The 19,177-nt window shown below is 69.5% G+C and carries 10 protein-coding genes; 2 read left to right on the forward strand and 8 right to left on the reverse strand.

The features are described from left to right. Positions 1 to 60: 60 nt before the first annotated feature. From CDO52_RS04070 to CDO52_RS04080, 3 genes are all read right to left on the reverse strand, one after another. On the reverse strand, positions 61 to 5,436 hold the full coding sequence (locus CDO52_RS04070; protein WP_198345827.1) for a DNA repair ATPase: 5,376 nt from the start codon (positions 5,434 to 5,436) through the stop codon (positions 61 to 63). Between the two features lie 8 nt (positions 5,437 to 5,444). After that, entirely contained in the window at positions 5,445 to 7,454 is a 2,010-nt protein-coding gene (locus CDO52_RS04075; protein ID WP_017620691.1) for an SPFH domain-containing protein, read from the reverse strand. Between the two features lie 215 nt (positions 7,455 to 7,669). Then, positions 7,670 to 8,323 carry an OB-fold-containig protein gene (locus tag CDO52_RS04080; protein WP_017620692.1) on the reverse strand — a complete coding sequence of 218 codons (654 nt, stop codon included), beginning with the start codon at positions 8,321 to 8,323 and terminating at the stop codon, positions 7,670 to 7,672. Between the two features lie 200 nt (positions 8,324 to 8,523). On the opposite strand from CDO52_RS04080, the gene CDO52_RS04085 reads away from it, so the two are divergent. After that, positions 8,524 to 8,778, forward strand: coding sequence for a hypothetical protein (locus CDO52_RS04085; RefSeq protein ID WP_152471817.1), 255 nt, complete (start codon positions 8,524 to 8,526; stop codon positions 8,776 to 8,778). 505 nt (positions 8,779 to 9,283) lie between these two features. Here the strand turns inward: CDO52_RS04085 and clpB are convergent. From clpB to dnaK, 5 genes are all read right to left on the reverse strand, one after another. Further along, positions 9,284 to 11,902 carry an ATP-dependent chaperone ClpB gene (gene clpB, locus CDO52_RS04090; protein WP_017620694.1) on the reverse strand — a complete coding sequence of 873 codons (2,619 nt, stop codon included), beginning with the start codon at positions 11,900 to 11,902 and terminating at the stop codon, positions 9,284 to 9,286. A gap of 156 nt (positions 11,903 to 12,058) precedes the next feature. Further along, positions 12,059 to 12,487: a heat shock protein transcriptional repressor HspR gene (locus tag CDO52_RS04095; protein ID WP_017620695.1), complete on the reverse strand. Its 429-nt coding sequence runs from the start codon at positions 12,485 to 12,487 to the stop codon at positions 12,059 to 12,061. 5 nt (positions 12,488 to 12,492) lie between these two features. Beyond that, complete coding sequence (gene dnaJ, locus CDO52_RS04100; protein ID WP_017620696.1) at positions 12,493 to 13,647, reverse strand: molecular chaperone DnaJ; 1,155 nt, start codon at positions 13,645 to 13,647, stop codon at positions 12,493 to 12,495. 132 nt (positions 13,648 to 13,779) lie between these two features. Further along, positions 13,780 to 14,496, reverse strand: coding sequence for a nucleotide exchange factor GrpE (gene grpE, locus CDO52_RS04105; protein ID WP_017620697.1), 717 nt, complete (start codon positions 14,494 to 14,496; stop codon positions 13,780 to 13,782). 37 nt (positions 14,497 to 14,533) lie between these two features. Next, positions 14,534 to 16,399 (reverse strand): molecular chaperone DnaK, encoded by a 1,866-nt coding sequence (dnaK, locus tag CDO52_RS04110; RefSeq protein WP_017620698.1) that lies wholly within the window; start codon positions 16,397 to 16,399, stop codon positions 14,534 to 14,536. A 564-nt stretch (positions 16,400 to 16,963) separates the two neighbouring features. Here dnaK and CDO52_RS04115 point away from each other — a divergent pair. Continuing rightward, complete coding sequence (locus tag CDO52_RS04115; protein WP_017620699.1) at positions 16,964 to 19,153, forward strand: heterodisulfide reductase-related iron-sulfur binding cluster; 2,190 nt, start codon at positions 16,964 to 16,966, stop codon at positions 19,151 to 19,153. The last annotated feature ends 24 nt before the right edge of the window (positions 19,154 to 19,177 follow it).

A 19,177-nucleotide genomic window follows, 5' to 3' on the forward strand; every position in this document is an offset into this window, starting at 1 on the left:
GTCGACGCCCCCGCTGTGGAATCAGGGTGATTCGCGTCATGTGCTCGCGCGAGCGGCCCGCTAGCGGTGGAACCGCTCCGCCGCCTTCTCGATGGCGGTCTCCACCGCCCCGACGCGGTCGGCCAGCAGGCCGACGGCGCCCACCGCCCGCGTCATCGGGTCGTCCTCGGCTCCGCCCAGCGCCCGGCCGCGCTGGAATCCCGCTTTCACCTCGGCCCAGCGGCGCTCCTGCTCGGGCGTCATCGTCCCGCGCAGTTCGGCCAGCTTGAGCAGGTTCGCCTCGGCACCGGAGGTCAGCGTCTGCGCCTCGCCCAGGTAGTGGTCGTCGATCACCGCCTCCAGCTCGGCGTCGTTCATCACCGGCACGATCTTCTCCGCCAGCCGGTTCATGTTCCGATACGAGCCCTGCAAGCGGAACGGCGGCTCGGTGCGCGACTCCTCGGCCTGGGCCGCCGAGGCAATGTAGGCCTGGTTGTTGGCCAGCACCACCGCCTGCGCCCGCAGCACCTTGCGCAGCACCGACAGGATCTGCTCCAGCTCCACCGGCGAGTAGGGGTGCGCCAGCTGATCGGGCCGCACCGACTCATCGCCCCGGGCCAGCCGCACCAGCAGCTCGATGTCGCCCCGGTCCCGCGTGGACAGCGGGGCCAGGGTCGGGTTCGAGGTCAGTGCGTTCTCGACGTAGCTCAGCGCGAACAGCTCGTCCTTGCCCGACAGCACGTCGCCGAGGTTGTACACGTCGGCACGGTTGGCCAGCATGTCCGGGACGCGGAACCGCTGCCCCTGCTCGGTGTAGGGGTTACCGGACATGCACACCGCGAACCGCTTGCCGCGCAGGTCGTAGGTGCGGGTCCGGCCGTCCCACACGCCCTCCATCCGCCGCTGCCCGTCGCACAGCGAGATGAACTTCTGCAGCAGCTCGGGGTTGGTGTGCTGGATGTCGTCCAGGTAGAGCAGCACGTTGTTGCCCATCTCCAGGGCGAACGAGATCTTCTCGACCTCCTGGCGGGCGGTGGCGTCCGGCGCGTCGTCCGGGTCCAGCGAGGTGACCGCGTGCCCCAGCGACGGTCCGTTGACCTTGACGAACACCAGGCCCAACCGGCTCGCCACGTACTCCATGAGCGTGGTCTTGCCGTAGCCGGGAGGGGAGATGAGCAGCAGCAGACCGCTCTGGTCGGTGCGCTTGCCGTCGCCCGCAGCACCCAGCTGCTTGGCGAGGTTGTCGCCGATGAGCGGCAGATAGGCCTCGTCCAGCAGCCGGTTGCGCACGAAGGTGCTCATCACCTTGGGCTTGTACTCGTCCAGCCGCAGGCGTCGCCGCTCCTGCTCGATCAGCTCGTTGCGCCGCCGCTGGTAGTCCCAGAAGGCGGGTACCTCCTCGCCGCGGAAGCGGCGGGTGCGGGCCAGCAGCTCGTCGAGCCGGAACGACAGGCTCCGATCGGCGACGCGCGGGTGCGTCCCGAGCAGCCCGGTCACGGTCGCCGATATCGGCGCCGCCGAGTCGTACCGGGGCAGGTCCGCGCCGCACAGTTCGACGGCGACCGCTTCGGCCAGGTCGGCCTCGATTGCGGCGGTGTCAGCGTCGGCGGTCGTGGCAGCGGCAGTGTTTGCATACGCCCGCAGCCAGGCCGTGACCAGTTGGTGCCGGGCGGCGAGGTCGTCGCCCAGCGCGCGCAGGTCGTCCTCGAACGACCGGGCCGAACCGCTGCCGCTGAGCGCGCGGCGGAACCGGTCCAGCAGCGTGCGAGCGCTCGCGCTGGTGGCGAATCCGTCGGGGGCCGAGGCGACCTCCTCGAACAGGTACTCCCCGGCGAGCTCCGCCACCCCGGCGTCGATGTCCAGGTGAGACGAGGAGAGGAAGGACGCGATGGCCGCGGCCAGCTCGGCGCGCAGCCCCTCGATCGCCGCCGAATCATGCACCCCGAAGACCTCGCGGGCGCGCGCCAGCGACGACGCCCGCGTCCGCCACGCCGACCGCTGCTCCGTTTCGGCGCCGAACGCCCAGAACAGCTGGGCGGCCGACCGCGACGCGGACGGGTAGCGCAGCAGCCCGGCGTCGGTGCGCAGGCGCAGCAGGACGTCGAGGATCCGCGCGGCGTCGTGGTCGTGCACGCCCCGCTCATAGCCCTCGTGGTAGCGGGACTCCGCCACCCCGCGGACCAGGGCGAGGAGGCCGCCCGCGGCGCTGTCGCCCCCGGCCTCGCTCTGGGCCGCGGCGGCGCGCAGGGCGTCGAGGCTCAGCCCCTCCGCACCGGCCTCGGCCATGGCCAGGATGGACGTGGCCAGGATGGACGTGGCCAGGTACTCCGCCCGGTACACCTCGGCCGACTCCGAGACGACCAGCCGGTCCCAGAACCGGCGCGTCGCCTGGAACCCCGCGTCGAGCACGGGCGCGCGGTAGTCGGTCCCGGTGATGCTGACCGCCATGCGGCCCTCGTGCGGGACGAGGGTGAGGTCGATCGGCTGGGTGTTCACCGCGAAGCGGTGCCGCCCCAGGCGGAGGCTCTCGCCGCCGCCGTCGAACAGGTCGAGCCGGTCGCGCAGCGCCCGCCCGGCCTCCTGCCGGGCCGCCTTGATCCGGCCCTCCAGCTCCTCGGCGCGAACCTGGTCGCCCAGCTCGCGCAGCTGCTCGATGGTGGAGCGCAGCCGCACCACCATCGGGTCGGAGGCGAAGTAGGTGTTGACGTCGTCGAGCGAGTCCAGCGACGCGACCCGGCGCTGCACGCTGCCCAGGACCCGGTCGCCGGACTCCACCAGCCGGTCGGCCCGCCGCGCGCGCTCGTCCAGCAGCGCCTGCTTGCGGGTGGAGAACGCCTCGTAGACGTCCTCGCGCTTGGCGCTCAGTTCGTCGAGGAAGTCGTCGAACTCGCCGAAGCGCGACTCCAGGTTTTCCAGCTGCAGCATGAGCCGACCGAGCTGCTCGTCGCAGCGGTCCGGGGTGTCGGCGGCGGCCAGCGCCCCGGTGATGGCCTGCCCGAGCAGGGCGAACTCGGCCGCGAACTCGGCCCGGCCCTCGGTCTCCAGCAGCTGCTTGCGACGCGCCTCCAGGGTGGCGCGCGCCCGGTTGACGCCGCCGAGCACCTCGCCGATGCGCTCCAGGATGTGGGTGCGCGCCTGAGTATCGGCGATGTCGAGCGTGCCGACGACCTCGGTGACGACCTCCAGACCCTCGGTCTGCGCGGCGAGCCGCTCGCCCACGGGGGCCGCGTCGGCCACCGTGGCGATGGACTCCGCCTCGGCGACCAGGCGCTCGACCTCCTCGTGGTACCCGGTGAAAGCGTCGTCGCCCTCCAGGAACGCCACGGCGCGGCGCCCGGTCGAGGTGAGCTCGTCCTTCAGGTCACCGTCGAGCGCGTCGATGCGGTCGGTGTCGATGTAGCGCATCTCGCGCAGCGTCACCAGGTGGCCCTGGGAGCGGCGCAGCTCGGTGAGCAGCTCCACCCACGCGTCGGCGGATCGGGGCGTCTCGCCGCGCGACCGCCGGAGCAGGGAGGCGATGCCGCGCGCCGCCTCGTCCAGTGCGGCAGCGGCCTGGTCGGTGAGCGCCTGCACCTTCTCGAACTCGTCGAGCACCTGCTCGGCGGTGGCGCGTACCTGCGACAGGGGGTCGTGCAGCCCGCCCAGCTCGGCGTCGCCGAGCCAGTGGAAGTGGTCGAAAACCCGGCGGCAGGTGGCGATGAGCGCCTCGAACACCTCGGTCGACGGCGACATCTCGGCGACCATCCGGGTCACCGACAGGCAGTCGGAGACGCCGCGCACCAGCTCGGCGTTGCCGATCCGCTCCAGCGGGCCGGTGCCCACGGGCTGCGCGGCGGCGTACACGTCGGAGACGTAGGGGGTCTGCCAGACCTGCATGGGGTGGACGCGCGTCGGCTCGTCGCCGCTGTCGCGGAACACCACCAGCGTGCCGTCGTCGAACAGCGAGTAGCCGTGGCAGACGATCGGGGTGGCGACCTCCTTGCGGATCACGTTGTAGGGCAGCAGGAGGGTGCGCCCGTCGCGGCGGGAGTGGAACCCGTAGAGCACGTCCTCGCCGTTGGGCGAACGGATGACCCGCTCGAACTCCAGGTCGGTGACGTCGGTGTCGAAGGTCTTGGCAGCGCCGGTGGCCAGGTAGTAGCCGCCGGGGAAGATGATCCCCTGGTCCTCGGGGAGGCGCTGGCACGCCTGCCCGATGCCGTCGAGCCGGACGACGTCCTTCGTGCGGGTGTTGAAGACGAGGTGGCGCCACTCGGTCTCGTTGTAGGGGAGGATCCGCAGCAGGATGAGCGCACCGACCCGCGCGTAGTGCACGGCGGCGTCGGCCAGGCTCTGCAGCGGCTCGGCGACCGGCTCGCTGTAGATGCCCTCCCCGACCTCGGTGTTGTTCTCGATCTTGATCGTGAGGTCGCCGCCGACCGTCTCGACGAAGAGCTGGTCGAGGATGGAGATGTGCGGATGGCGCCCCAGGACGTGGTCGTCGCGGGTGGTCTCGGTCCACTCGAAGTCGTGCGAGGGCGGGAAGACGTGGTCGCGCTCGCCCCGGCTGTCGAGGTAGGAGACCTCACCGCGGGGGCTGACGCTCCAGCGCAGCACCTTGACGTCCTCGGTGCGCGGGCCGGTCTGGAAGACGGCAAGCAGCTTGCCCTCCACGTGCCGCAACTGGAGCAGCCGGGTCTCCCGGTAGTAGCGGTACAGCTCGCCGAAGTCGCGCTCGAAGCGCGGGTCGCGCAGCAGTTCCGGCAGGGAGTCGTCCCCTGCGGCGTCGAACCGGAACGCGGACGTGTCGCCTCTGTCCCCTCCGCGCTCACGCTCCTCACTTGCTGCACCGCCGACGTTGTGGGGCCTTCGGCTGTTCGGCGTCGACGCTTCCGCTCGTTCGGTCGCGTTCGCGTCGGTGTTCCTTCCGCGCTCACGCTTCTCACTCGCTGCACCGCCGACGTTGTGGGGCCTTCGGCTGTTCGGCGTCGACGCTTCCGCTCGTTCGGTCGCGTTCGCGTCGGTGTTCCTTCCGCGCTCACGCTTCTCACTCGCTGCACCGCCGACGCTTTGGGGCCTTCGGCCGTTCGGCGTCGACGCTTCCGCTCGTTCGGTCGCGTTCGCGTCGGTGTCGTCGGTGCGCTCGAACCCGTGCAGCGCGAACACGTCGTCGACCCGGGTCTCGGTCTTCAGCCCGATGAAGACGTTGTAGCCGAACAGCATGTGCCCGCCGACGGACACGATGTCGCGCGGCACGCAGTTGTGCTCGGTGCGGATGCGCTCGGTGCCGAGCAGCTCCAGTTCACTGCCGCCGAACACCTCCAGGCGCCGGGTGTTGAGCGCCTCGGCCCGCCGGGCGAGTTCGTTCGCCTGCTCGGCGAGGCGGGAGCGCAGCACCTCGTAGGTGCCCGCGTCGAGCGAGTCGGGGGCGGAGGAGCCCGCCGGGGCGGCGGGCTCCTCGTTCACCACATCGGTCACCGGTTACCTCACTGCTTCGTGCCGTTGAGGGCAGCCACCGGGGCCTCGGCGACGCCGAGGTCCTGCGCGGTGCTCAGCAGCTCGCGCAGTCGGCCCGCGTCGGGGCCGCCCGCCTGGATGAGCTTCATGAGCAGCGCGGAGATGGTGAGGTTCTTGACGTCCCCGGTGTCGATCGAGCCGAGCAGCCGCGACATGTCCTGGCTGAAGTCGGACGAGCCGTCGAGCCACGCGCCGCCCAGCGACTGCGCGACGTCGGAGTTCTGCACGAACCCGTCCACGGCCTTGCCCATGCCGATGGAGTTGACCATCCGGTCGAAGAACATGCCGTCGCCGCCGACGATGTTGATGTCGGCCTTCTCCAGGCCGGTGGCGAGCACCGAGGCCTGGGCTTCGGCGACCTGGCGGTGCACGTCGATCCCGGCCATCCGGACCTCCTTCTCGGCCTCCAGCCGCAGGCGGTACTCCTCGTGCTCGCGGCTGACCTGGTCGAGGGCGGCCATCGCACCGGCCTTGTCGTTGAGGCCCTCGGCCTCGGCCTTGAGCTTCTCGCGGACGGCGTCGGCCTCCACGGTCGCCTTCTCCTTCATCACCGCGGCCTCGGCGCGACCGGTCTTCTCGATCACCGCGGCGTCCTGCTCGCGGACCTGCACCTCGGCCAGGCCGGCCGCGGCCGCCTCGGCCTGGACGCCCTCGGCGAGCTTGACCTTGGCGCGGGTGTCGAGCTCGGCCGCCTGCTCGCGCGCCTCGGCCAGGGTCAGCTCCTCGGCGGCCTTGTGCTTGGCGGCCGCCTCGGCGGCCTCGGCCGCCTTGATGTCCTTGACCAGGTTCTCCTGCGCCTCGGCCTCGGCGTGGATGATGATGGACTGGCGCTCGCGCTCGGCCTCCTCGACCGCGCGCAGCTTCTTGATGTTCTCCTCCTGCTCGGCCACGGTCTTCTCGACCGCGATCCGCTCCCGGATGACCTCGGCGACCTCGCGCTTCTCGCCCTCGAGTTCCTTGTCCTTGGCGATGCGGGACAGCTCGGTCTCGCGCTCGCGGCCGATGACCTCCAGCAGCCGGTCCTTTTCGATGCGCTCGGACTCGATGGAGATGACGCGCTCGCGGTTCTTCTCCGCGACGGCGATCTCCCGCTGCTGGTTCTCGTGCTGCACGCCCAGCTGCTCGTCGGTGCGCAGGTGCGCCTGCTGAGCCTTGAGCCGCTCCTCGGCCTGGACCTTGGCGGTCTCGGCCTCCTCGCGGGCCTTGATGCTCTCGATCTCGCGCTTGGCCTTGGCTTCGGCCTCCTCGCGGCGCCGCTCCAGCTCGGCCAGGGTCTCCGAGGCCTCGGTGTCCTGGCGCTGGATCTCCTTCTGCCGCTCGTTCTCCAGCTCGTTGGTGCGCTTGTGCTGCTCGGCGGTGAGCCCGGTGATCTTGCTGATGCCCTGCGCGTCGAGGATGTTGTCGCGGTCGAGGCGGTGCAGCGGCGTCTGCTCCAGGTAGTCGATCGCCGCCTTCTCGATGTAGTAGCCGTTCAGCTCGGTGCCGATGAGCGCGATGATCTTGTCGCGGAACTCATCGCGCTTGGTGTAGAGGTCCTCGAAGTCGAACTGCTTGCCGACCGTCTTGACGGCCTCGGAGAACGTCGCGTTGAACAGCTCCTGCAGGGTCTCCTGGTTGCTGGCGCGCGCGGTGCCGATGGACTGGGCGACCTTCAGGACGTCCTGCGGGGTGGGGTTGATCCCGACGTAGAAGGTGATGCTGATGTCGGCGCGGATGTTGTCGCGGCAGATCAGCCCTTCCTTGCCGTTGCGCTCGATGAGCATCGTCTTCTGCGAGATGTCCATGACCTCGGCCTTGTGCAGGACGGGCAGGACGACCGCTCCGGTGAAGGTCACGTCGACCTTCTTCACCTTCGAGATGATCAGGGCCCGGCCCTGTTCCACCTTGCGGAACAGGCGGGCGATGGTGAAGAGGAGGCCGAGGACGATGAGGAGGGCGACGGCGAAGAGGACGCCGACGCCGGCGGTAATGGTTTCCATCCAGTGGTCTCTCTAGCGAGGGCGCGGCTCGGGGAACTCGGGGCCCTGGCGCGCCGGTCGGGCCGCGACACGGCGGGCGGTGCGGCCCGCTGTCTGTTATTTCGGACGCTGCCGCAGGGCTACCGGTTCCCGACGATCAGGGATGAAACGGGTAATTCGGGTGGGCTGGTGTCGAACTGGACCGCGGGTGCGGGGGACGCGCGAGCTCGGGCGCGCTACGCCGGGTTGGAACCGGGATCGAGTGATCGGTCGAACGGGGTGACGAGGTAGACCTCGTTGTCGGCGTCGTAGTCGAAGACGAGACCGGTGTCGCCGGAGGTGAGGGCCTCCCCGCCGATCGTGCGCACCTGCACGATCGACGCCGTGCCGTTCGCCGCGGTGATCTCCGCCTGCCCGAACGCCTCGTCGGCCCGGCCGGTGCGGATCACGCAGGTCGTGCCGACGAAGTCGGTGCGGGCGGCGCCGGGCTCGTCGCCGGGCAGGAAGCGGCGCAGGCCCATGACCACGCCGCTGGTGACCAGCCAGGCGAACAGCACCGCCGCCACCAGGACCACCAGCCCCAGGCCGATGAGCGCGGGTGTGGACGCCTCGTTCAGATCGAGCAGCACGGTTCCCACCAGGGTCGCGAACCAGGACAGGGTGATCAGCAGGGACAGCACCACGGTGACCGGGACCCCGCTGAGGCCGGTGGCCGACAGCAGTCCCGAGAGGCCTCCGGCGGAGTCGGCGTCCGCGTCGACATCGACGTCGAGCGCGTCCATCCCGACCGCACCGAGAACGACGAAGATCCAATAGGCGAAGACGACCAGCAGCATGAAGCTGAAGAGCGCCGTGGGAAAACCGAACGCCGTGCTGATGAATTCACCCATGATCGGTCGCGTTGACCCCCCGTCGTCGTTTCCCGCCGTCAGGACGCCGGTGACTGCGGGATGACCTTATCGAACGTCAGAGACGGTTTGTGAGGCGACGGGATGGATTGTCCGGTTGTGGTCAACGTGCCGCGCGAGCCGAACCGGACTCGCTTGGCGTACGCCGAAGACTACGGATTCCCGATGCACAAGGAGCGAACATGCAGGCAGTATGCGAGAGGCAGGAATGGCATGAGGGGACGGAGCGGACCGGGCACCAGATGAGCTACGAGGAGCGAGCGCTGCTGCAGAACCGGCGGTTCATGACCTGGGTGTGGGTGCTGCCGCTGAGCGTCGTGGTCGGTGCCGCGGGAACCGTGGTCACCGGTGCCAGCGTGTGGACCTCGGTCGGGTGCGCCGCCGGTATCGCCTTGTGGTTCGTCCTCGGCAGCCTCACGCTGTGGGCGCGGAGGTGACCGGTCCCCGCCGTGCCACTAGGACGGCCACGCCCAGGGCCGCCAGAGTGAGTGCACCGAATACCCGGCCGGTCCCCGTATAAACCGGCCAGCCCGAGGCCGAGCGCGCCCAGCGAAGCCCCCGCGAAGACTTCCCCCCGACACATCCCCGCCGCGTTGATGCCCAGCGCCGAGCCGCGCAGGCCGCCGCTCCGGCGGACGAGCAGGCTGACCACACACGCGGCGACTCTGGCCCCCATGACACCGGTCAGCAGCAGCGCCAGGGGCATCCCGTGCGTGACGTAGATACCCGCCGATCGCGGCGGACGCCGTCACCAGCCCCAGCACGAGCAGCCGTTCGGTCCGCCCCCACGTGATCGCGGCGTTGGTGGACCTCCCGGCCAGGGCACGGAAGGACGCGAGAGCCGCCGCGTCCCCTCGTCTTCCGCCTCGTCCGTCCACCACACCGCCGAGACCCGCACCCGCCGAGGCCTCGTCGGTGCGCTGGACGGATGCGGGACACAGATCAGGGCGTCGCGGTCTCCGGTTCGGCGGCGCCGACGGTGAGGGTGTCCTTGTCCTCGTCGAGGTCGACGAGGACGGTGTCCCCCTCCTTCAGCTCGCCCCTGAGGAGCGCCTTGGCCAGGGGGTCGCCGATCGAGGCTTGGACCAGGCGGCGCAGGGGGCGGGCGCCGTAGACCGGGTCGTAGCCGGTGAGGGCGAGCCACTCCCGGGCGCCGTCGGTGACGTCGAGTGCGAGCCTGCGGTCGGCCAGGCGTGTGGCGAGGCGGTCGACCTGGAGGTCGACGATGCGGGTCAGCTCCGCGGTGGACAGGGCGTCGAACATGATGACGTCGTCCAGGCGGTTGAGGAACTCCGGCTTGAAGGTGGTCCGGACGATGTCCATCACCTTCTCCTTCTTGGCCCCGTTCTCCAGCGACGGGTCGACCAGGAACTGCGAGCCCATGTTGGAGGTGAGGATCAGCAGGGTGTTCCGGAAGTCCACGTGTCTGCCCTGGCCGTCGGTGAGGCGGCCGTCGTCGAGGACCTGGAGCAGGGTGTCGAAGACCTCGATGTGGGCCTTCTCCACCTCGTCCAGCAGCACCACCGTGTAGGGCCGGCGCCGCACCGCCTCGGTGAGCTGACCGCCCTCCTCGTAGCCGACGTAGCCGGGAGGCGCGCCGACGAGGCGGGAGACCGAGTGCTTCTCGGCGTACTCGCTCATGTCGATGCGCACGATGGCGCGCTCGTCGTCGAACAGGAACTCCGCCAGCGCCTTGGCCAGCTCGGTCTTGCCCACACCCGTCGGGCCGAGGAAGAGGAACGAGCCGGTGGGGCGGTCCGGGTCGGAGATGCCGGTCCGGGCGCGGCGCACCGCGTCGGACACGGCGGCCACCGCCGTGGACTGGCCGACCAGCCGCGTGCCGAGTTCGTCCTCCATGCGCAGTAGCTTGCTGGTCTCGCCCTCCATCAGACGGCCGACCGGGATGCCGGTCCACGACGACACGACATCGGCGACGTCGTCGGCCCCGACCTCGTCCTTGACCATCGTCGGCGCCTCGGCGTCGGACTCCTGTTCGGCCTCTTCCGCCGAGGACGCCTCCTCCAGCTGCTTCTCCAGCTGCGGGATCTCCCCGTACATCAGCCGCGAGGCCTCGGTGAAGTCGCCGTCGCGCTGGGCGCGCTCGGCCTGGGTCCGCAGGTCGTCGAGGCGTTCCTTGAGCTCACCGACCCGGTTCAGCCCGGCCTTCTCCTGCTCCCACCGGGCGACCAGCCCGTTGAGCTCCTCCTGCCGGTCGGCGAGGTCGGCGCGCAGCCGCTCCAGCCGCTGGATCGAGGCGGCGTCGGACTCCTTCTCCAACGCCATCTCCTCCATCTTCAGCCGGTCGACGGTGCGCTGCAGCTCGTCGATCTCCACCGGCCGCGAGTCGATCTCCATGCGCAGCCGCGAGGCCGCCTCGTCGACCAGGTCGATGGCCTTGTCCGGCAGGAAGCGGGCGGTGATGTAGCGGTCCGACAGCGTCGCGGCCGCCACCAGCGCCTGGTCGGAGATCTGCACCTTGTGGTGTGCCTCGTAGCGCCCCTTGAGCCCGCGCAGGATGGCGATGGTGTCGGCGGCTGACGGCTCACCCACCTGCACCTGCTGGAAGCGGCGCTCCAGCGCCGGGTCCTTCTCAATGCGCTCGCGGTACTCGTCCAGGGTGGTCGCGCCGACCATGCGCAGCTCACCGCGCGCGAGCATCGGCTTGAGCATGTTGCCCGCGTCCATCGCGCCCTCGGCCGCGCCCGCACCCACCATGGTGTGCAGCTCGTCGATGAACGTGATGATCTGGCCGTCGCTCTCCTTGATCTCGTTCAGGACGGCCTTCAGCCGCTCCTCGAACTCGCCGCGGTACTTGGCCCCGGCCACCATCGCCGAGAGATCGAGCGCGATCAGCCGCTTGTCGCGCAGCGACTCGGGCACATCACCGGCGACGACGCGCTGCGCCAGGCCCTCCACGACCGCGGTCTTGCCGACACCCGGCTCACCGATCAGCACCGGGTTGTTCTTGGTGCGCCGGGACAGCACCTGAATGACCCGCCGGATCTCGGAGTCGCGGCCGATCACCGGGTCGAGCGCGCCCGCGCGCGCCCGCTCGGTCAGGTCGACGCCGTACTTCTGCAGCGCCTGGTAGGTCTCCTCGGGGTTCTCCGAGGTGACCCTGCCCGGTCCGCGCACCCGCTCGAACGCCTCCAGCAGCGCCTCGGGCGTCGCACCAGCGTCCTTGAGCAGGCGTCCGGCCTCGCCGCCGTCAGCGGCCAGCCCGACGAGCAGGTGCTCGGTGGAGACGTACTCGTCCTCCATCTGCTGGGCGCGCTGTGCGGCGGTGTTCAGCGAGACGATGAGCTGCCGGGAGCTGGCCGGGGCGCTGACCGTGCTGCCCGCGGCGCGCGGCAGTCCCGCGATGGCCTGCTCGACCTTGGTGTCGAACTGGCCGGGGTCGACCCCGACCTCCTTGAGCAGGGGGCGGATGACGCCCTCCCCCTGGTTGAGGAGGGCGGCGAGCAGGTGCAGCGGTTCGACCTGCGGGCTACCGTCCGTGGTCGCGCGCCGCATCGCCGCCGATAGCGCTTCTTGGCTCTTGGTGGTGAGTTTGTAGTTCATCGCTTCGCCGCCCCCTAACAGCAGAATCAGTCGTAATGGTGGTGCAATTCGGACATACGCCCCAGGCTCGCCCCTCGCCTCCGTTGATCTCGGGGATATCGACCTAATACCGGCGAGCATTAGGTCGATATCCCCGAGATCAATGGAGAAAGCGGGTTACTGCTCGTCTTCGGGGGGAGGCGCGGTGTTGAAGATCGTCAGCCGCGTGTGCCGGAGCGGCAGCAGCTCGTTGCCCTGATCCGGGGCGCTCTGGGCCAGCCGCCGTGCGACCGCGGTGCGCGCCGCGTCCAGCTCGTTGCGCATGTGGAAGAGGTGTTCGCGCAGCTCATCGACCTCACGCTGGAGCTCCAGGATGCGCTTGATCCCGGCGAGGTTGATGCCCTCCTCCTGCGACAGCCGCTGCACCTCGCGCAGCATCTGGACGTCGCGCATGGAGTAGCGCCGCCCCCGCCCCGCGGCGCGGCCCGGTGAGACCAGGCCGAGCCGGTCGTACTGGCGCAGCGTCTGCGGGTGGAGCCCGGACAGCTCGGCGGCGACGGAGATCACGTAGACCGGGATGTCCTCGCCGAACCCTCGGTGAGTCATGGCATTCACATTCCCTTCGCCCGCGTCTCCAAGTCACGGCGCGGGTCCTGGTCCGCCGTTGCCGCCCGGAACTTCTCCAGGGCCGCGCGGGCGTCCTCGCTCAGCGTCCTGGGCACCGACACCTCAAGGGTCACGAGCATGTCGCCCTTGGTTCCGTCGCGGCGGTCCGCGCCCTTGCCCCGGACCCGGAACGTGCGCCCGTTCGGCGTGCCCGGGGGGATCTTCACCGTCACCGGCATCCCGTTGAGGGTCGGCACGCGCACATCGGCGCCGAGCGTCGCCTCGGGGAAGGTCACCGGAACGGTGATCGTCAGGTTGTCGCCGGTCTTGCCGAACACTGGGTGCGGCTGCACATGAACCACCACGTAGAGGTCTCCGGCCGGTCCCCCGTGTTCCCCCGGCGCGCCCTTGCCCTTGATCCTGATCCGCTGGCCGTCGGAGACCCCCGCGGGGATCCTCGTCTGGACCGTGCGGGTGCTCTTCCCCCGACCGCTGCCGTTGCACACGGGGCAGGGATCGTCCACGACGAGCCCGCGCCCCTTGCACTGACTGCAGGGCTCTGAGAGGGAGAACCCTCCCAGGTTCGTGTTGTCGTGCCCGGTGCCGGAGCACTTGGGGCACATGCGGGGCGCGGACCCGGCCCGGGCCCCCGTCCCCTTGCAGGTGCCGCAGGCGGCGTCACTGGTCATCTTGAACGACCGGGTGACGCCGTGCGCCGCCTCGCTGAAGGTCAGCGTGGTCTCGGTCTCCACGTCGGAACCGCGCCGCGACCGCGTGCTGGTGCGCCCCCGGCCGCCGAACAGCCCGCCGAACAGGTCGCTCAGCCGCTCGCCGCCGACGCCGCCGCCGGCCTGGCCGTGCCCGAAGAGGTCGCCCAGGTCGAATCCGCCCGGCCCGGTTCCCCCGCCGGGCTGGTAGGAGCCGCCGAACAGCGACCGCGCCTCGTCGTACTCCTTGCGGCGCTCTTCATCCGACAGAACGCTGTAGGCCTCGGAGATCTCCTTGAAGCGCTCTTCGGCCTTGGGATCGGCGGTGTTGGCGTCGGGGTGGTTCTCCCGCGCGAGCTTGCGATAGGACTGCTTGATCTCGTCCTGCGTGGCCGTCTTTGAGACTCCGAGGACCTTGTAGTAGTCCTTCTCCAGGTAGTCCTTGGTGCTCATCGACGCTTGCCTTCTCCCGCTTCGCGCTCGTTACCGGTGGGGCGGTGCGGTCCGCTTCTAGGCGATCCTGCCCACTGCTCACCCTGGTTCACCGCCCCGGGTGCCACGCGGGCGCCCGGGGCGGTTCACTCACTACTTCTTTTCCTCGCCGTCGGGCCCGGACTCGGCGGCCGGTGTCTCGGCCGCGTCCTCCGGGGCGGAGGCCGCCTCCGCGCCCCCCTCCGGCTCGGTGCCCTCGTCCTCGGCGGGCCCCGCCACGACCACGCGGGCCGGGCGGATCACCCGTTCCCCGATGACGTACCCGGGCTGGAACACCTCGATCACTGTCGGGGTGGTGACACCGGGCATCGGCACCATGGTCAGGGCCTCGTGCACGGTGGGGTCGAACTCGTCGTCCTTCTCCCCGTACTTCTTCAGCCCCAGCTTGGTGACCGCGGACTCCAGCGCCTCGCCGACGGACTTGAACCCGCCGTTGAGCTCGTCGTGCTCCCGGGCCCGCCCGATGTCGTCCAGGATCGGCAGTAGCTCACCCAGAACCTGGGCGAGCCCCTGCTCCCGAACGGCGGCCCGGTCGCGCTCGACCCGCTTGCGGTAGTTGGCGTACTCCGCCTGCAACCGCTTGAGGTCGTTCAGCAGCTCGGCGGCCTGCTGCTTGGCCTCGGCGAGTTCCGCGCTGCTGGCTTCGGCAGCGGGGGCCTCCGCCGTGCCCGCCGATTCGGCCGCGTCCGGGGCGGCGGCCTCCGCCGCCTCCGGCGTCCGCAGCTCACCGGTCTCGGGATCGATGCGACGCTTGTCGCGGATCACCGGACCCTGCTGCTCGTGACCGTTCTCGTTCTCCGGCAGCGCCATTCGATTGCGCCTCCTTGCCTTCCGCGTACCCGACGGATCAGGCGTTGCCGTTCCGCTTGCCGTTCTCCTCGTCGACGATCTCAGCGTCGACGACGTCGTCGACGGCCTGAGCGCCCGCGTCGGCGGTGGCACCCTCGGCCCCCGCACCGGCGGCGCCGTCGGCGCCCTGGCCCTGGCCGTAGATCGCGGAGCCGATCTTCTGGCTGGCCAGCGCGACCTTCTCGCTCGCGGAGCGGATCGCCTCGACGTCGGAGCCCTCGAGCGCCGTCTTGAGCTCGCCCACCGCTGCCTCGGTCTCGGCCTTGACGTCGGCCGGGATCTTGTCCTCGTTCTCCTTGATGACCTTCTCGGTCTGGTAGACGAGGGAGTCGGCGTTGTTACGGACCTCGGCCTCCTCGCGGCGCTTGCGGTCCTCCTCCGCGTACTGCTCGGCCTCGCTGACCATGCGGTCGATGTCGTCCTTGCTCATGGCCGACCCACCGGAGATGGTCACCGACTGCTCGCGGCCGGTGCCCAGGTCCTTGGCGGTCACGTTGACGATGCCGTTGGCGTCGATGTCGAAGGTGACCTCGATCTGCGGCACGCCGCGCGGCGCCGGCGGGAGGCCGGTCAGGTCGAAGACACCGAGCTTCTTGTTGTACTGGGCGATCTCGCGCTCACCCTGGAAGACCTGGATCTGCACCGACGGCTGGTTGTCGGCCGCGGTGGAGAAGATCTCCGAGCGCTTGGTCGGGATGGTCGTGTTCTTCTCGATGAGCTTGGTGAACACGCCGCCCTTGGTCTCGATGCCCAGCGACAGCGGGGTCACGTCCAGCAGGAGGACGTCCTTGACCTCGCCCTTGAGGACACCGGCCTGCAGGGCCGCGCCGATGGCGACGACCTCGTCGGGGTTGACGCCCTTGTTGGGCTCCTTGCCGCCGGTCAGCTCCTTGACCAGGTCGACGACGGCCGGCATACGGGTCGAGCCGCCGACGAGGACCACGTGGTCGATCTTGTCGACGTTGAGCCCGGCGTCCTTCATGACCTGGTGGAACGGCTGCTTGGTGCGGTCCAGGAGGTCAGAGGTCAGACGCTGGAACTCCGCCCGGGTCAGCTTCTCGTCCAGGTGCAGCGGGCCCTCGGACGACGCCGTGATGTAGGGGAGGTTGATGGCCGACTCGGACGAGCTGGACAGCTCGATCTTGGCCTTCTCCGCGGCCTCGCGGAGCCGCTGCAGCGCCATCTTGTCCTTGGACAGGTCGACGCCGTTGGCGTTCTTGAAGCGCTCGACCAGCCAGTCGACGACGGCCTGGTCCCAGTCGTCACCACCGAGGTGGTTGTCGCCGTTGGTGGCCTTGACCTCGACCACGCCGTCGCCGACCTCGAGCAGGGAGACGTCGAAGGTACCGCCACCGAGGTCGTAGACCAGGATGGTGGCCTCTTCCTCCTTCTCCAGGTGGTACGCGAGCGCGGCGGAGGTGGGCTCGTTGATGATGCGCAGGACGTTCATGCCCGCGATCGTCCCGGCCTCCTTGGTGGCCTGGCGCTGGGCGTCGCTGAAGTACGCGGGAACGGTGATGACCGCGTCGGTGACCTCCTCGCCGAGGTAGGCCTCGGCGTCCCTCTTCAGCTTCTGCAGCACGAACGCGCTGATCTGCTGCGAGTTGAAGGTCTTCTCGTCGATCTCGGTCTTCCAGTCGGTGCCGATGTGGCGCTTGACCGAGCGAATGGTCCGGTCGACGTTGGTGACCGCCTGACGCTTGGCCACCTCGCCGACGAGCACCTCGCCGTTCTTGGCGAAGGCAACGACGGACGGGGTGGTCCGCGCGCCTTCGGCGTTGGCGATGACCGTGGGCTCGCCGCCCTCCAGGACCGAGACGACCGAGTTCGTCGTCCCCAGGTCGATACCGACCGCACGTGCCATGAGTACGTCCTCCGTCAAAGTTGAGTCTTACAGACGAAAGTTTGCTTCGTCGGGGAGCCCTTGTCAAATCACTTGAGTCGAGTGGACTCAAGGCCGATTACACGCCTCTACAACGGCCGACTCCGCCGCGTTGTTCCCGGTCGCGACGGTTCTCGGCGGGATTTTCGGCGAATCGGGGGGAACTCGGGGGAAGCCTTGACGCGGATCTCGGGGGAGTCCCGGAGGCGGCGGGAGACGCGGGCGGCGCCGCCGGGCCCCGTGGGTGCGGCGGGGGTGCTGAGCGCCGTGAGCTGGGCGTTCGTCGTGTGTCGGCGGGAGTGAGGCGAACCTTTGTGATGTTCGCTGGGAGGGGGATCACTACCGTAGGAAGCAGCTGATCACCTCGAAGGCCGTCGTGTGCACTCGACATGAGTGCGGACCGCCCCCGGGAGCAGGACCGGACGTGCCCGTAAGGATCAGGAATGCGGGGCAATGGCCAGCCGGGTATTACTCGCTAGTAACATTTGATCGACCTCCGGTGTGTGGCGCACCGGAGCACGACAGCAGGATGGGAGGCCGCGGGCGATGCTCTACATGATCCTGGGGATCATCACGACCGCCTTCGCCGTGGTCGGGCTGGCCGTGTTCGCCATTGGCATCCGCCATATGGTGCGCACCGTGGGCATCGGCCGGCCGATCGAAGGCGAGCGCAAGGGACCCTTTGGTCAGCGACTGACGAACACGCTGATCGAGACACTCGGGCACACGCGCATGCTCAAGTGGCGCTGGATCGGCGTCGCGCACTGGTTCGTCATGGTCTCGTTCCCGCTTCTGGCGTTCACGGTCGCCGAAGCGCACGGTGAGGTGTGGAACCCGCAGTTCCACCTCCCGATCATCTACGACTGGACCATCTACGGCCTGGCCGTGGAGGTCATCGCCGCGTTCAGCCTCGCCGGGATCGTCGGCCTGGCGATCTACCGGCAGGTGAAGGGGCCCCGGACGCTCGGCCGCGAGTCCCGCTTCGAGAACTCCCGGCACTGGCAGGCCTACTACGTCGAGGCCTACATCGTCGGCCTGCTGGTGGCCATCTTCGTGATCCGCGGCTTCAAGGTCGCGATGGGCGACTTCCCGTTCCCCGTGTGGGCCACCCCGGTCTCCCACGCCGTGGGCGCCGTGCTGCCGCCGAGCGAGGCCGGGCTCGCGCTCGTGGCCGCGTTCAAGCTGATCATCTCCTGGATGTTCTTCATGGTGCTGGCCTGGATCCTCACCATGGGCATCGGGTGGCACCGCTTCACCGCGCCGGTCAACATCTACTTGAAGCGCTTCACCAACGGCGACGTCGCGCTTGGCCCGGCCAAGCAGATGATGGACAAGACCGGCGAGAAGCCGCTCGACTTCGAGGAGGCCGACCCCGACGAGGACCCGTTCGGCGTCGGCAAGATCGAGGACTTCACCTGGAAGGGCCTGCTCGACTTCACCACCTGCACGGAGTGCGGACGGTGCCAGTCGCAGTGCCCCGCCTGGAACACCGGCAAGCCGCTCTCGCCCAAGAAGCTGGTCATGGACCTGCGGGAGCACGCCTACGCCAAGGCGCCCTACCTGCTGCAGGGCATCACCGCGGAGACGCTGGAGGAGAAGCAGAAGGAGGACGAGAGCCACGCCGACATGGACGTGCTCTCGCTGCTCGGCGCGCCGCTCGTCGGGACCGAGGAGGAGGGGGGCATCATCCACCCCGACGTCCTGTGGTCCTGCACCAACTGCGGCGCCTGCGTCGAGCAGTGCCCGGTCGACATCGAGCACGTCGACCACATCCTCGACATGCGCCGCTACCAGGTGATGATCGAGTCGAGCTTCCCCTCCGAGGCGAACACGCTGCTCAAGAACCTGGAGAACAAGGGCAACCCGTGGGGGATGGCCGAGGACAAGCGCCTCGACTGGATGTCCGAGCTCGACTTCGAGGTCCCCGTCGTCGAGGACAAGCTCCCCGAGGGCACCGAGTACCTGTTCTGGGTGGGCTGCGCCGGTGCCCTGGAGGACCGCGCGAAGAAGACCACCAAGGCCATCGCCGAACTGCTGCACATGGCCGGGGTCAAGTTCGCGGTGCTCGGCGGCATGGAGGCGTGCACCGGTGACCCGGCGCGCCGCCTGGGCATGGAGTTCATCTTCCAGATGCTCGCCCAGCAGAACGTGGAGACGCTGAACGAGGTCGGCGCCACCAAGATCGTGGCCAGCTGCCCGCACTGCTTCAACACGCTCGGCAACGAGTACCCGCAGCTCGGCGGTGACTACGACGTCATCCACCACAGCCAGCTGCTGGCCAAGCTGGTGGAGGACGGCCGGCTCACCCCGATGCAGCCGATCGAGGAGAACATCACCTACCACGACCCCTGCTTCCTGGGTCGGCACAACAAGGTCTACACGCCGCCCCGCGACATCATGGCGCAGGTCCCCGGCATCCAGACCAAGGAGATGCACCGGCACAAGGAGCGCGGCTTCTGCTGTGGCGCGGGTGGCGCCCGGATGTGGATGGAGGAGCGGATCGGCAAGCGCATCAACACCGAGCGGGTGGACGAGGCGCTGACGACCGACCCGGACACCGTGTCCACCGCGTGCCCGTTCTGCCAGGTCATGCTGGGCGACGCCATTAACGAGAAGAAGTCCAAGGGCGAGGCCAAGGAGACCCTGGAGGTCGTGGACGTCTCGCAGCTCCTGCTCCGCTCGGTCAAGGGCGACGCGCCCACCACCGACGCCGAACCCGAGAAGGAGAACGCCTAGCCGCGGCGGCCCCGGGGCCGCCGA

Source organism: Nocardiopsis gilva YIM 90087 (assembly GCF_002263495.1).
In the GTDB taxonomy this organism is placed as follows: Bacteria; Actinomycetota; Actinomycetes; order Streptosporangiales; family Streptosporangiaceae; genus Nocardiopsis_C; species Nocardiopsis_C gilva.

Bases quoted from the DNA above. Each gene is read 5' to 3' on its own strand.
- CDO52_RS04095 (WP_017620695.1), bottom strand. From the start codon at position 12,487: ATGACTCACCGAGGGTTCGGCGAGGACATCCCGGTCTACGTGATCTCC.
- dnaK (WP_017620698.1), bottom strand. From the start codon at position 16,399: ATGGCACGTGCGGTCGGTATCGACCTGGGGACGACGAACTCGGTCGTC.
- CDO52_RS04085 (WP_152471817.1), top strand. From the start codon at position 8,524: ATGCAGGCAGTATGCGAGAGGCAGGAATGGCATGAGGGGACGGAGCGG.
- dnaJ (WP_017620696.1), bottom strand. From the start codon at position 13,647: ATGAGCACCAAGGACTACCTGGAGAAGGACTACTACAAGGTCCTCGGA.
- CDO52_RS04075 (WP_017620691.1), bottom strand. From the start codon at position 7,454: ATGGAAACCATTACCGCCGGCGTCGGCGTCCTCTTCGCCGTCGCCCTC.
- CDO52_RS04115 (WP_017620699.1), top strand. From the start codon at position 16,964: ATGCTCTACATGATCCTGGGGATCATCACGACCGCCTTCGCCGTGGTC.
- clpB (WP_017620694.1), bottom strand. From the start codon at position 11,902: ATGAACTACAAACTCACCACCAAGAGCCAAGAAGCGCTATCGGCGGCG.
- grpE (WP_017620697.1), bottom strand. From the start codon at position 14,496: ATGGCGCTGCCGGAGAACGAGAACGGTCACGAGCAGCAGGGTCCGGTG.
- CDO52_RS04080 (WP_017620692.1), bottom strand. From the start codon at position 8,323: ATGGGTGAATTCATCAGCACGGCGTTCGGTTTTCCCACGGCGCTCTTC.